Origin of the sequence: Prevotella sp. E9-3 (genome assembly GCF_022024015.1) — a bacterium.
Lineage (GTDB): Bacteria > Bacteroidota > Bacteroidia > Bacteroidales > Bacteroidaceae > Prevotella.
The window spans coordinates 3,498,906-3,513,139 of record NZ_CP091786.1 but is presented as its reverse complement, the minus strand read 5'-3'; the positions used below and the strand labels follow the sequence as shown (position 1 = coordinate 3,513,139).

General features: G+C 45.1%; 12 protein-coding genes, 1 tRNA gene and 1 riboswitch. Of the genes, 8 read left to right on the top strand and 5 right to left on the bottom strand.

Annotated elements, in window-relative coordinates; genetic code table 11:
• Window positions 1-4: 4 nt before the first annotated feature.
• From L6475_RS13580 to L6475_RS13565, 4 genes are all read right to left on the bottom strand, one after another.
• Window positions 5-604: a radical SAM protein gene (locus L6475_RS13580; protein WP_237820937.1), complete on the bottom strand. Its 600-nt coding sequence runs from the start codon at window positions 602-604 to the stop codon at window positions 5-7.
• A gap of 27 nt (window positions 605-631) precedes the next feature.
• Entirely contained in the window at window positions 632-967 is a 336-nt protein-coding gene (locus L6475_RS13575; RefSeq protein WP_237820935.1) for a 6-carboxytetrahydropterin synthase, read from the bottom strand.
• A 65-nt stretch (window positions 968-1,032) separates the two neighbouring features.
• The gene (gene dnaG / locus L6475_RS13570) at window positions 1,033-3,051 is read right to left on the bottom strand and encodes a DNA primase (RefSeq protein WP_237820933.1); all 2,019 of its coding nucleotides are present in this window, start codon (window positions 3,049-3,051) and stop codon (window positions 1,033-1,035) included.
• Between the two features lies 1 nt (window position 3,052).
• Complete coding sequence (locus L6475_RS13565) at window positions 3,053-4,777, bottom strand: S41 family peptidase (RefSeq protein WP_237820931.1); 1,725 nt, start codon at window positions 4,775-4,777, stop codon at window positions 3,053-3,055.
• 184 nt (window positions 4,778-4,961) lie between these two features.
• Here L6475_RS13565 and L6475_RS13560 point away from each other — a divergent pair.
• The 4 genes from L6475_RS13560 to L6475_RS13545 all read left to right on the top strand — a co-directional run bounded on the left by L6475_RS13560 (window position 4,962) and on the right by L6475_RS13545 (window position 7,114).
• Window positions 4,962-5,035: transfer RNA gene (locus L6475_RS13560), tRNA-Asn, on the top strand.
• Window positions 5,036-5,322: 287 nt separating this feature from the next.
• On the top strand, window positions 5,323-5,667 hold the full coding sequence (locus L6475_RS13555; RefSeq protein ID WP_237820929.1) for a toxin: 345 nt from the start codon (window positions 5,323-5,325) through the stop codon (window positions 5,665-5,667).
• Between the two features lie 7 nt (window positions 5,668-5,674).
• On the top strand, window positions 5,675-6,658 hold the full coding sequence (locus L6475_RS13550; RefSeq protein ID WP_237820927.1) for a type II toxin-antitoxin system antitoxin SocA domain-containing protein: 984 nt from the start codon (window positions 5,675-5,677) through the stop codon (window positions 6,656-6,658).
• A gap of 83 nt (window positions 6,659-6,741) precedes the next feature.
• Window positions 6,742-6,855, top strand: a riboswitch (SAM-I-IV-variant riboswitch).
• Between the two features lies 1 nt (window position 6,856).
• Window positions 6,857-7,114, top strand: a complete 258-nt coding sequence (locus L6475_RS13545; RefSeq protein ID WP_237820925.1) for a hypothetical protein — start codon at window positions 6,857-6,859, stop codon at window positions 7,112-7,114.
• A gap of 169 nt (window positions 7,115-7,283) precedes the next feature.
• Here L6475_RS13545 and L6475_RS13540 read toward each other — a convergent pair whose 3' ends face one another.
• Window positions 7,284-7,532 carry a hypothetical protein gene (locus tag L6475_RS13540; RefSeq protein WP_237820923.1) on the bottom strand — a complete coding sequence of 83 codons (249 nt, stop codon included), beginning with the start codon at window positions 7,530-7,532 and terminating at the stop codon, window positions 7,284-7,286.
• A gap of 787 nt (window positions 7,533-8,319) precedes the next feature.
• Between L6475_RS13540 and L6475_RS13535 the strand changes: the two genes are divergently transcribed.
• From L6475_RS13535 to L6475_RS13520, 4 genes are all read left to right on the top strand, one after another.
• A complete protein-coding gene (locus tag L6475_RS13535) occupies window positions 8,320-10,179 on the top strand; it encodes a C10 family peptidase (RefSeq protein WP_237820921.1) in 1,860 nt (619 codons plus the stop codon).
• A 94-nt stretch (window positions 10,180-10,273) separates the two neighbouring features.
• Window positions 10,274-11,008 carry a DUF1349 domain-containing protein gene (locus L6475_RS13530; protein WP_237820918.1) on the top strand — a complete coding sequence of 245 codons (735 nt, stop codon included), beginning with the start codon at window positions 10,274-10,276 and terminating at the stop codon, window positions 11,006-11,008.
• Window positions 11,009-11,058: 50 nt separating this feature from the next.
• Window positions 11,059-11,700, top strand: coding sequence for a Vat family streptogramin A O-acetyltransferase (locus L6475_RS13525; protein ID WP_193215894.1), 642 nt, complete (start codon window positions 11,059-11,061; stop codon window positions 11,698-11,700).
• Between the two features lie 773 nt (window positions 11,701-12,473).
• Window positions 12,474-13,670, top strand: a complete 1,197-nt coding sequence (locus L6475_RS13520) for a DNA cytosine methyltransferase (RefSeq protein WP_237820916.1) — start codon at window positions 12,474-12,476, stop codon at window positions 13,668-13,670.
• Window positions 13,671-14,234 lie beyond the last annotated feature (564 nt).

The following is a 14,234-nucleotide window of genomic DNA, read 5'->3' as shown; positions in this document are numbered from 1 at the left end:
TGATTTATTTGATGTCTATCATTTTATGTGTTTGCAGCGACAGTCGCCACATAGGGTGCTGCTCAATATATTCTACGCAGGCTTTCATGAGCAGAGCATTCTGCTGACGGTCACCCGTGTCGCAAGGCTGAAGATAGTAGTAGTCGGCCTCAATGCCGTGAGTATCTACTTGTTCAGCGGAGGTGAATACCAGTTTGAGCTCGTTGCAACGCAATTGCTTGGGTTGTGTCTTTGGCGAAACGGTCAGCCAGTCGAGATTAGTAGGAGCAGGGCGAGTGCCGTTGCTTTCCATTGCCACTTCATAGCCATGTTGGTGAAGCAGGTCTATAAACGGTTCGTCAACCTGCAATGTAGGTTCACCACCCGTGAGCACTACGAAGCGAGAGGGAAACGAACTGATGGCCTGCAGAATCTCTTCGCCCGTCATCTCACGATAGCTCTCAAACTCGGTGTCGCAGAAAGAGCAACGCAGGTTGCAACCGGCAAACCGCACGAAAGCGGCAGCCCGTCCGGTATTTCTTCCTTCACCCTGAAGTGAGTAGAAGATATCGTTCACCCGATAACATTTTCCATTCATAGCGGTAGCAAATTCTTCACTCTTCATTCTTCACTTGAAAAGATTCTTCCCTCTTCACTCTTCCCTCTCATAGGCCGCCACGTTGCCTTCGCTCTCCTGGACCACGGCCTTGTAGCATTGTGGAACCTGTTCCGTACACCAGCGGGCAATATTCTCGGCTGTGGGATTGAAAGGCAACACCTCGTTCAGGTTCTGATGGTCAAGGGGCTGTTTGATGAGGCGCTTGATCTCAGAGAAGTCCACCACCATTCCGTTGCTGTCCAATTCGCGGGCCTTGCAGTAGATGGTGATAATCCAGTTGTGTCCGTGGAGCCGTGTGCACTTGCTCTCATAGTTGAGTGAGAGTTGGTGACAGGCAGAAATTTCAATTCGCTTTTCGACGTAATACATTATATTATTGTTGTTTTTTAGTTTCTATAGGGTGTGATAACTGTGATGACCGTCGTCGCTCTTTCTTATACCACGAGGTCGTTGCCCAGTTTCTTGGCAATCATATTGCGCATTTCCTGAGTGTCCTTGTATTCTTTCATCAGTTCCATGATGCGTTTCATGTCGCTGCTGTTTTGGCGCATCTGTAGTTGGATGTCTTTCAGGCGTTTCTCAAGAATAGCCATGCGGAAGTCCAGAACCAGGTGAAGCACGCGTTGGCGAAGCGTATCCTCTTTCGGTTGAACGATGAAGCGGCCGCCTAACTGGTGGCGGTCAATGACGAGAGAAGTGGCCAGTTGACTGATTTCCAAATCCGGATGACTGCAAAAGTATGTCTCGGCCTTGAATCCCTGTTCCTTGCTGTGGGCAACAGCTTCAGCCAGTATCTGGTTGTATAAGGGTGAAGAGAATTGCAATTCATCCTGACCGAGGTCAAAGTCAATATATTCGGCCACTGTGAACGAGATGAACTGTCCGTCTTCGGTCTCAATATTCTCAAAGATAATCTCCTCTCCGTGCCGTACCACTTCGCGTATCAGGAGAGTCTCGATGGGCGATGATACAGGAGAAGAAAACGCTCTCCCTGTTTCTCCCTGTTGAGGAAGGGCAGAAGAAGGAACTTCCTCTTGTTGTTGATTACTCTCCTCCCTTTGCACGGCTGGAACAGCCCTGTTGCCTTTCTCCTTGTCTTCAATGTCCTTGCGGATGAATTTGTTCATTTCGGCAATGAGCGTCTGCTCTTTCATGCCGATACGATGCGAGAAATCAGTAAGATAGGTGTCGCGCAGTATCTGTTCGGGAATCACCGAGATACTCTTTACGATGCCTGCAATACCTTCGCTTCGCTTCACAGGGTCGGTCTGGTTTTCTACCGTCAGCTCACTCTTGAAGGCAATGAAGTCTTTCTGGTTCTCTTCAATATATTTCTTCAGCTCTTCCGACGAATGTTTGCGTGCAAATGAGTCGGGGTCGTCGCCGTCAGGCAGCAGTAGCACCTTAATGTTCATTCCCTCGGCCAACAGCATGTCGGTACCTCGCATGGCAGCATGGATACCAGCCTCATCTCCATCATAGAGTAGGGTGATATTTTGGGTGAACCGGTGCAGCATGTGAATCTGATGTGTGGAAAGCGCTGTTCCACTGTTGGCCACCACATTCTCTATACCAGCCTGATGCATAGCAATCACGTCGGTATATCCTTCCACCATGAACACACGGTCTTCTTTGACAATGGCCCGCTTGGCCTGGAAAATACCGTAGAGTTCACGCTCCTTATGGTAAATCTCACTCTCGGGGGAGTTTACATATTTCTGAGCCACGCCCTTGGTGCGCGAATCCAGCAGTCGTCCGCCAAAGGCTACAACTTTTCCGCTGATGTTGAACCAAGGGAAGATGACACGTCCGCGATAGCGGTCGGTGAGTTGTGGAACGCTCTTCTCCTGTTGGCTGTCATTGTCCTCAGTGTTTGGCTTGTCGTTCTGATAGCACAGTCCGGTCTTTATCAGAAATTCGGGCTTGTAGCCAGCCTTGATAGCTGCTGACGACATGGCGTCGCGCTGCTGAAGCGAAAAGCCCAGTTGGAATTTCTCTATGATATCATCCCGAATGCCACGGCTGTAGAAATACTGCTTGCCGATGGCTGAACCGTCCGGGTCTTCTTTCAGAATGCGATGGAAATAGTCTTTGGCCCATTCGTTGACCACGAACATAGACTCACGCTCACTCTGTTCCTGTCGCTCCTCGTCGGTCAGCTCCTTTTCTACAATCTCGATATTGTATTTCTTAGCCAGCCAGCGCAGGGCGTCCGGATAGGAAATCTGCTCGTGTTCCATCAGGAAGTTGGCAGGTGTTCCGCCTTTTCCACACACAAAGCAGTGACAGATGTTCTTGGCAGGGCTCACCATGAACGAAGGGTTCTTGTCGTCGTGGAAAGGACACAGTCCCTTGTAGTTCACGCCACTCTTGCGGAGTGTCACGAACTCGCTCACCACATCGACGATACGGGCCGATTCAATGATCTTGTCAACGGTAGCTCTGTCAATCATTTTATTTCTGTTGCGGAGTGAGCAACTTTTTGTATTCTTCCTGGTTGTTCAGCAGTTCTGTAGCCTTGCGCAGTTGGTTGTCGTACGTCAGACCTGCACGCAATGCGCCAGCCTGATAGTGATAAGCCGAGATGATGTCAAGCTCCAGCATCTGGATGATTGTAGAGCGGTGCTTGTCAAGGTCGCTGGCCACATCGTGACGCAACTTGGCTGAAAGGGCATCAAAAGCGTCACGGGCCTCTTCATAGTAGCCCTCAAACTTTGCCGTCTTCACCAATTCGTCGAATTGCTTGCGACTCACGGGGTCGTAAGTGAAACCGCTGTCTATCACACGCTGACGGAAATCGGCATAGTCCTGCTCGGTGAGATGAAACGAAAGGGGATCATCACCGATGGTGGGGTGGGTGGCAATATAATCCACCACGTAGTCGAACATCACTTCGGTGGAATCCAAACCGCCCACCGACAGGTAATAGACAATGTTGGGTAGCGAGTCTGCCTTTATCTCAATATCGGGCTTGATGCCACCGCCGTCACGCATCTCTCTTCCGGCTCTTGTGTGGAACACCTGTGCCAGTGAGTCAGGCACACGGGCACCATACAGACTGTTCTCCGCTCTTCCTTCTTCCCTCCGCTTCTTGTAGTTGATGGCCTGAATACAGCGGCCGCTGGGAATATAATATTTAGAGGTGGTAATCTTCACGTTCGTGTTGTAGGGCAAGTCCAAAGGAACCTGTACCAGTCCCTTTCCGAATGTGCGTGTGCCTACGATGACCGCACGGTCCAAGTCCTGCAATGCACCAGCAGTGATCTCGCTAGCCGAAGCCGTCTCGCCATTCACCAGTACCACGATGGGCATGATGGTGTCAATAGGTTCAAGGCGCGTCTTGTAGGAACGGTTGGCCTGGCGCACCTTACCGCGGTTCTCCACCACCAGCTGCTCTTTCGGCACCCAAAGACTCACAATATCTACGGCCTCCATCTCCGAGCCGCCGCCATTGCCACGCAAGTCAAATACCAGTGATGTGGCACCTTGCTGTTTCAGTTCAATCAGGGCACGGCGAACATCGCGCGAGCATCCTTCTGTAAACTGATTTAGGGAGATATAACCAATATTCCCGTTCTCTAACATACCATACCACGGCATCTCAGGCAGTTTGATGTTGCGGCGGGTAATCTTGAACTTCATTTCCTGTCCTTTAGGCTTCTTGGTGTTCACCTTCTGCCCAGGTTCAGGACGTAGCACTTTCAGTATAAAACTGGTACCGGCGTCGCCACGCAGGTGTGAAGAGACATACTGAGTATTCTTGTCGGTCATCACCGAGTCGTCGATAGAAAGGATGATGTCGCCTTTCTTCAGTCCGGCCTCTGCGGCAGGCATGCCGGCGTAAGGTTCGTCAATTACAATGCGCTTGTAGCCAGAATGATATTTGATCATGGCACCGATGCCCGCATATTTGCCGGTAATCATCTGCTTCAGGTTCTTGGTCTCACTCTCAGGATAGTATTCAGTGTAAGGATCCAGTGAGCGAACCATTCCGTTGATGGCGGCTGTGATAGTCTTTTCGGGGTTCAGCGTATCGACATAGAAAAGGTCCAGATTGCGATACACCGTATTAAATATATCCAGATTTTTCCCAACCTCCAGGTTGTGATTCTTCATTTCCTGTGCCACCATGGCTGATGGGAGCATAACCAACAGCCACGCAATGAGTGTTTGTTTCATACGTGATGATGAGATAATTGCAATTATGTTGCAAATTTACATGTTTACACCGTAAAACGCCCTTTTTCTATGAAAAAAAATGCAAATTGGGAGAAAAAACAGCATAAAACCAAAATTTTTTGCAAAAAAGTTTGCGTAATTCAGAAAAACGATTTACCTTTGCACCCGCAAACAAGCAAACAATGCTTCAGTAGCTCAGTTGGTTAGAGCACCTGACTGTTAATCAGGGGGTCGTTGGTTCAAGCCCATCCTGAAGCGCAAATCCTCAACTTCGGTTGAGGATTTTTTGTTTCAGGTGGTTTTCACCAACTCCCCGGGTCGTGGTTCTTTCTTCGCTACGCTTTGAAAGCGGCATAGCCGAGCACAAGCCCATCCTGAAGCGCAAAATCCTCAACTTCGGTTGAGGATTTTTTGTTTATTTATATTTGTCAATCTTCTTTCTGATTTGCTGTATTTTCAACTTTATCGTTAAATAGATGTCATTTTTCTTTGCTTATTTAACTAAAAAGTTTAATTTTGCAATCGTAAATATAATTATTTTATTAATGGCTACAAAAGAAGAAGTACAACGTTTCCTGAATCAAATGAAGGAAAAGATCAAAGTCTTCGGAATTATATATAGAGATGACAGGGGAAAAAACACTCAGACACTGATTGATCTGGAAATTACACCTAAGTATCGAGACTCTGTTATTATCAATATAGAAGTCGAGGACTACTCTGAAGGACCTGTCATAGACACACTCAATCAATGTGGAGAGATGTGGATCTTTGGAAAAGACGTTAAAGGACAGGAAGTTTACATTAAGATTACATTGGGTAAGGGATCTAGTGCATTATGCATTTCTTTCCACATTGCAGAACATCCGATGAATTATCCATTTAAATAAAAGTGATATGCAAAGTCCATTTACAGGAGGTCATGCAACCCTCCGCCACGAATTATCAGAACTGACGTTCCGTAAAGAGAAATTTCAGTACGTACACCAGTTTTATGAGTGTGATGAGACCAAAGAGCGCTTCACTACTACAGCATTAGACGAAGTCAATGTTGGTCAGGTATATAATCAGTATCGGGCCAAATACGGCATTCCTTTCCCTGACGAAATCAAGCGTATTCGTCAGCGCTTTGGCCTGTCAGCTTCTAAGATGTCGCAGATTCTTGGATTTGGTGACAACCAGTATCGTTTATACGAAAATGGTGATATGCCCAGCGAGGCTAATGGTAAGATTTTAATGTCCATTCAGAATCCGCACATCTTTGAGAGTTTTGTAGCCAACGCCAGAAATCAATTTGAGAAAAACGAATTTTCCAAGATACTCAATAAGGTGAAATCGGTCAAAACAGATACCAATGATGCATTCATCAAAGAATATGTCTTCAATGGAAGTCGAAGGGATATTTTCAATGGCTATGCCACCCAGTCTGTCAGCAAACTGAAGAACATCATCCTTTTCTACATAGAGAAATATCATGGTGTATTCTTCACGATGATGAACAAACTGCTGTTCTACACAGATTTCTATAGTTATAAGATGACCAGCAAGGGAATGAGCGGTTTGGCTTATAAAGCCATTCAGAGAGGCCCTGTACCCATTAGATGGGACAGGATTTATAGTTTCTACGATGATGTACAGCAAGAGATTGTGCATTTTGAATCTGGAGCCGAGGGAACTAAACTGACTTCTACACTTTCTCCAGACCTTTCAGAATTCTCAGACGAAGAACTCAAGATTCTTGAATCTATCTATCAGCGTTTCAAGACAGAGAACGCCACTAAGCTTTCGGACATCAGTCACAACGAAGATGCATGGCAAAAGTATGTTGACAGCGGACAGATGATTAATTATGATATGGCATTCACATTAAAAGCAATATAAACAATATAAATATAGATAATAATAAGCTACGTTTTTTTTTGCAATAGTTTTGTCTTTTCCCAGATAATAACTATCTTTGCAGCCGAAAGCATCAAGAGCAGTGCCTGAAAAGGTGACTCGCCAACCGAGTTTTGGAAACCACGGTGGTCAGTACGATGCGGAAGCAACATTTATAAACTTCAAAAACATTCCAGGTTTATGCAACAGCACATTTATTACACCAAGTATGCTCTGCAGTTTGCAGACATGCAGATCCCCGAGTTAGTAACAGTTTTCAACTCCCAGGTCGGCCACACCGGCTGGACCTCTATGCGTGCCTATCACGACCGTGCACTCATCGATGAGTTCCAACGTCGCGGCATCAATGTGTCGTCCATTTATAACGGTAAGGCCATCAGCTTTGCACGCCCCATCGGTTACGATCTATACACTAACACCATCCACATTATTAGTTAATCTCTATTTTGCAACCTTCCTCCTGCGTCTGCTCTTGCAGGAAGAAACGGTTGTACAGTCGTGTCCTCCTTTCTCCTCTTTTTCCACCTCTTTTTTTCGAAAATCAAGACAAACAAAATTCTCAATCTAGAACGGGAAACCCTTGTTTTTGCCCCTCCATTATGTGCTCTTACCCCATAGCTTGAAGCGAAAAACAACCAATTTTGCCACTTTTCTTCTGCTTTTTCATAGCAAAACGCATATTTTGGCGCATTTTTTCCTGATGTGATGGAATTGTCTTAACTACTATGGTGAAGTAGCACTTATTTTCCACCGCAATAGAATGGTGCTTGCATTGCAACTGAATGGTGGTTGTGTTGCAACTGAATGGTGGTTGTGTTGCAATAGAACGGCAGTTGTAGTATAGCAGAAGTGCCATTGCTGCATAATAGAAATGCTGCAATAGGAGAATAGTAGTAGGAGTGTAATTGCTTGATATTCAAGTAGTTATAAAAACTTTTAAGACTCGCCAAAACTTGCGTATTTCCGACCCACTTTCCGGTTGGTGAATTCGGCGCGAGTTTTGAGCCCGGTAAGCAAGTGAAATTTCGCTAAAATCAAACAGACAATTGATGCTTTTTTCGGCAAGTTTGCATACTGGCTTAGGCAAGAAAAAGTGCATGAATATGAACCTCACCGTGAGAAAAAATTTTTGAATGATTTTCTTTTTTGATTTTTCGTTCGATTTTGAGGAGTGAAACGACGACCAAGAATTTAGGGGCGCTCCGCTTAAAATCTGACGAAGAATCTGTTTTTAAAATCTTTTTTTTCTGTTTTTATGTAATTGAAAACAAGAAAAGATTTTTGGGAAAGATTTTCTTATTTGATTTTTCGTTCGATTTTGAGGAGTGAAACGACGACCAAGAGTTTTTGGGCGCTCCGCTTAAAATCTGCCGAAAAATCTGGTTTCAAAATCTTTGCTCCTACTCAGCCGGTTTTTCAGGACCGTAGGTCCGAGGTTTTCATTTTGTAAAAAAAATGGGTAATTTCGGTTTTCTTTCAATTAACGCAGATAATACTGGTGAACCGAAAAAGTGTCGCATTCTTTTTTGCTTCCGAAAGTTACAACTTTTTCTAGTCTAAGTCACCTCCAATTGTTGCGATTTGCAGAAAAATTTGTATCTTTGCCCAGACAGAAACAGACTGAAAAAGTAATTAGAAGTAGTATGAGACTGATCTTTATCTTCAAACTGTTATGCCTGATCATGATTCTTGGCCATTCTTCGGCGATGGCTAAGGCGTCACACGATGTTTGCGCAGACTCAGTAAATGCAGAAGTAAAAGAATATGCAGAGGAGGAAGAGTGTGCCCGACAGTGGCTGCTGAAACAATTCTCCGAGCAAGGAGTGCAAAATAATAACCTGTCTTTAGTAATGAAACACAAGGATGAAGGCTTCTTGTATTTTGAGGATTCCAGGAACAACTGCTTCTGTATTGTTGCCAACAAGGAACTCTGGCCCTTGCTCTATGGCCCAGTCCTGGCATACAGCACAGAAAATGCCTTACGCCTAGGCCCAACCCAGTTTCTCGGCGTCAACTATACGAATCTGGTGAAACCATTCAGAGATCAGATAGCTGCCTTGAAAAACAATTCCGCAACCCCAAGACCTGCTGTTCAGCCCTTATATCTGCCTAAAAACAGCGAAGTTCAGCCAATGCTCGCCTGGAACAGATGGAACCAGGGTGATCCATACAATATATATTCACCAACCAAAAACGACAGAAAAATGATCATTGGCTGCGTGCCTACTGCCGTAGCTATGGTAATGAGCTACTATCAATGGCCGGAAAGAGGCGATGGCCTTTGCTACTATAAGGTGGACGACAAGACAATAGCTACCATCGATTTTTCAAAATGTGCGCCCCTGTGGAAATCCTATAAGAGCTATTATGCCCCGAAAGACTCTCTTGACGAAGTGGTCCAGAATCTGTCAAAACTAATGGTCTTTATCGGACTTTCTGTCAATGCATCATTCTCTGACCATGGGACAACCGCTTCCTTGAGCAATATAAAACGCACCCTGTGCAATCATCTGGGCTATTCAGGACATGCTACGTTCTACAAAGATATCACCGATGATCAGATAGAAGCCCTCTTATATAAAGAGCTGGATGAAAGCCGCCCCTGTATCGTTTCCCTCCATGGCCATGCATTTGTCTGTGATGGCTATAAAGACGGATTCTTTCACTATAATCTTGGATGGGCAGGCCACTACAACGGCTACTACAGACTGAGAATCGGAGACTACCAGAAGCCCGAAAACGGAGAAACCCTAACCCTTGTCAAATCGATGGTCTGCGGTATCGAGCCCCAACGGAGTGACAGCTCCACTGTCCGTGAGATAAAGATGAAAAAGGCAGGAACCCTTGAAGAGCTGCTGACGGATGCTGAAAAGGAAAACATAACCAAACTAACGATAAAAGGCCCGATAAACGCCAGAGACATAAAACTCCTGAGAAAAATGGCCGGAGCCCATGACGAGTTCTCCATTGACGGATGGCGAGGCGGTGCCTTGCGGAAACTTGACCTCAGAGAAGCGAAGATAAAAACCAGCAAAACCCCTTACTATACCAGGCCCGCTTCTGGAACATATTATCGCACTGTCAACAACCGGAAATACAGTTTTGACTTTTCAAAATTGACCAAGAGTGAATGGCTAACCTTCAACGAAAAGATTGGTTACAGCTTAGAGGACATGAAGATAACCCGGACAGACGACGACAAATACTTCCAGAATTATTACTGTCAGGATTATACCATCGGGCAATATATGTTTACCAATTGCTCTTCGCTAATAAGTCTCGTACTTCCTGTCAACATTGAGAGGGTTAACCGCTATGCTTTCCAGGGTTGCACTTCCTTAAAAAGCATCGTCTTTCCCCCGTCAACAGAGGTTATTGAATCGGACCCGTTCCGTGGATGCATTTCCCTGGAAGAGGTACTCATTCCTCGTTATGCCAGGGTTAGGGAAGACCATTTCTGCGACCACTGTTCCCCCATATTCCGTGCTGTAAAAAGATACTGAAGCAAACGGACATCGCTTTGTAACCAATTATCATCGTATCATCCACAAGAACAACCAGCAAGAAATTCCAATTTAGCGGACAATAAAAACAAATATGAAAAAGCAACTATTCTCATTTCTCTGCGCTGGTCTCATGCTCACGGCATGCGGACAGCAGAACAAACAAGTAACGACTATGGATTTCGTAGACAACGTAAAGGTGGCACTCTCTGACAGCGGCCACATCAATCTGGACAGCCTCCAGTGGACGCGGGAGCCTGCCGCATGTGAAATCAAGAATGATACCATTCGCATCACCACCGCTCCGAAGACCGACCTCTGGCAGCGCACCTACTATCACTTCCAGAACGACAATGCCCCCGTGCTTCAGATGAAGACGCGCGAGAAGTTTTTCAGCTTCGTGGTGAAGACTGACTTCACGGAGAGTCATCACCGCTTCGACCAATGTGGTATCGTGATGTATCTCGATAGCGAGAACTGGCTGAAGGGCTCGGTGGAATACGAGAACGAGGAGTTTCAGCATCTGGGCAGCGTAGCCACCAACAATGGCTACTCCGACTGGGCCACTACGGCCATTCCTGCCGATGTGAAGACCATGTGGTACCGCTTCTCGCGCCGCGAAGATGACTACTGCATCGAGTGCTCCGCCGACGGCGAGAAGTTCAGCCAGATGCGCATCTGCCACATGTATGCCGGTGCCGACGAGATCAGTTTTGGCATCTATGCCTGTTCGCCCGAGGAATCATCCTTCACGGCTGTATTCTCCAACATGAAGATTACCGAGTGCGCCTGGAAGGCCCACGACGGCCAGCAGCCAGATAAGAAATAGTAACAGATAAATCGGTCATCGACTTAAGTCGCTTGCCAAAGCAAGAATTTATGGAAATCAATAATAGACCCAACCCCAATGAGGCTTTTCCGAATCCGAAGATTCCAAGCCTCTGCTTCATCAAGAACGTGGTGAAGAACCCGCGTATCATCATCGGCGACTATACCTACTACGATGATGTGGATGGTGCTGACCAGTTCGAGAAGCATGTCACTCATTTCTACGACTTCATAGGTGACCGGCTGATTATTGGCAAATTCTGCGCTATTGCCAAGGGTGTGGAGTTTGTCATGAATGGAGCCAATCATAGGATGGACGGTGTGACAACCTATCCGTTTTATGTCATTGGTGGCGACTGGGGAAGTGCCATTGCTCCAGTGAAAGATGAATTGCCTCTGAAGGGTGATACCGTTGTGGGCAATGATGTCTGGATTGGCCAGCATGTTACCATCATGCCAGGCGTTCACATAGGTGACGGAGCAATTATCGGAGCCAACTCTGTTGTTGCCTCAGACATTCCTCCATACGCTGTTGCCGTGGGAAATCCCTGCCGAGTGGTCAGGATGCGTTTTGATGACGAATTCATCGCCTTTCTGCTGCAACTGAAATGGTGGGATTGGGACATCGAGAAGATAGAACGCAATTTCAAAGCCTTGTCAAGTGGTGATTTATCATTGATCAGAAACCTATAAATTCTAGTTTGAGTTCCAAAATGGCGAGGTCCTGATACTGAAGCAAACAGACATCGCTTTGTAACTATGCCTTAGACGGTTAAAATTGCATTAAAATGCACCATATTATATATAGATAAAAATTTTTTGAGTATATTTGCAGATGCATCTGCCTAATGAGGCAACGATGTCATTTGAGAATGACGGAGCCAATTGGTGGAGCACTACATATTGAAAGGCGTTACTGACGCTTTGTTTTTGGATCCATCGAAACTACCACAATCGATTTGCAGAACAAAAACAAATGCAGGGGTAACTCCACGGGGTGTAGTATATACTCTCCGTAGTGTGCTGCGAGGCTCGTGTAGCCTCAATGCACACTTTACGGGTGTCTATATACTCCAACGTGGGTGTTTACACTGTTTGTTCTTTCTGCAAGGCTGTGGTAGGCCGCGATGGGTGGGACAGGCAGATGTTAAGCACCCACTCTTTTTGTATGTAGTCATCAATTAAAAACAATAAATCTGACTTGGGTGTTTGTCAGAACAAAAAGAAAAAGACAAGGCAATAAAGAGTAACTGACAAACAATAATACGAGATTCATTTCACTTCTGGTGACATAGAACTGGAAAACTAACACAACGCAGAAGCAGAAAGGGATAATGACCTCGCACGAACAGCGTGGGGGATTCGTTATGCTTCATTCTGCAGCGTTTCCAGTCGCTTATGTCAAAGCATGACACCCCTGCGCTTCTCACAAAACGCAGGGGCTTTTGTTGCAATGAAGTGACTATATGCCAAAGATTGTTACATCACTCTTCTCTGGCTGTGGAGGATTAGATTTAGGCTTCACAGGTGGATTCCATTTTTTAGGAAGGGACTACGAGAGGTTAAATACAGAGATTGTCTTTGCAAATGATTTTGATGCAGATGCTCAGTCATGTTATAACAACAATCCTTTACTAGTCGAAGATGGAGCAGAATGTTTGTTAGCAGACATAAGGAATGTGAACGCAGATGACATTCCCGATTTTGACATTCTCTTAGCTGGCTTCCCCTGCCAGCCATTCTCTAATGCAGGCAATCGTAAAGGTGTCAATGATGTTAATGGCCGCGGAACCTTATTTGAAGAGTGTGAGCGCATAATTAGGGCAAAAATTGCAAATGGACATCGTCCGCAAGCATTTGTATTCGAGAATGTAAGAGGCATCCTTTCTTCCAAAATGCCAGATGGAATCACGACAGTTCCACAGGAAATCTCGAACAGGATGCATGATATGGGATATGAAATGAGTATGCAACTTGTTTGTGCGAGTGATTATGGTGTTCCTCAGCAACGATACAGGGTTCTAATCATTGGTATTGATAGAGAACTTGGTATTGGTGCATTTGATTTCCACATGATGGAACAGGTTGTTCGTCAACACCATATACCTTCTAAAAGTTTCGGTAGAGACGAAGAACTATTGCTTGGAAGTATTCTTCAGGGCGTTCACGAGGTTCAGGATGACGTTGTTTGGAACTATAGCGAGACAACCCAACGTTCTGTAGACTTGATTGGGGGGTGCCGTCATGGAATGCAAGCCTTCGATTATTTCGTTCCAGGCTTTCACAAGGAGGATTTGCCAGAAATAGTGTTTGAGGGACGTTCATGGAAAGACATACCATACGAGTTGTTATCACCGAGATTCAAGAAGATTGCAGATGATCCCAAACGCTATCACGCACCAAAATTCTTCAGACGTTTTGCATTTGGTGAGATAAATGGCACTATAACAGCTTCTGCTCAGCCTGAGAATTGCGGAATTACACATCCTGTCGAAAATCGCAGATACTCCGTCAGAGAGTGCGCACGTATTCAATCGTTTCCTGATAATTACCACTTTGGAAACATTCCTCTTCAATCACAATACAAGGTTATTGGAAATGCTGTTCCTCCTGTGTTGGGTTGGGTTATCGCAAGAGCATTGTTGAACTTTTTACCAGAATAATTATGTATTTAGCAAAACAAGCGTTAGTTAAAGCTCTAAAATTTGTCAAGGACGCAGAAGTACAAGTTTCTACACCTTGCTTAAGTGCTATACAATACTTTATTGCATTAGACAGATTCTATCATCAAAGAGAATCAGGACAGCAAAAACAGAACGAACATATTGACGAGTTTTTTGATGAAAATGTTAAAGATCAGTTCTTGGATGGTAGTTCAACGACCGAAAAGAAGGAATTTATTTCATACGTATCCGAAGTAATATCTTTGGACGATGGCAGCTATTTAAAGACGTTTAAGGAATTGTATGAAGGAAAAAAGGCAATACAAGGCACTATACAAAGTAATTTCTTTGGTGGAAGTTCTGTTGATATTTCAAGAAAAAGTCCCGATAAGGTTGTGTACCCACAGCAAGACAACCGACCTCTATTTTACTGCTTAAAAGGAAATGTATATAGAGAAGAGAAATATTATGATAATCTTCAATACTATATTACAACACAAGAAGCAAGATTCGCTTTGGCCATATGGCTTTTAAGGAAGGACTGTATTGAAGAATTAAATATAG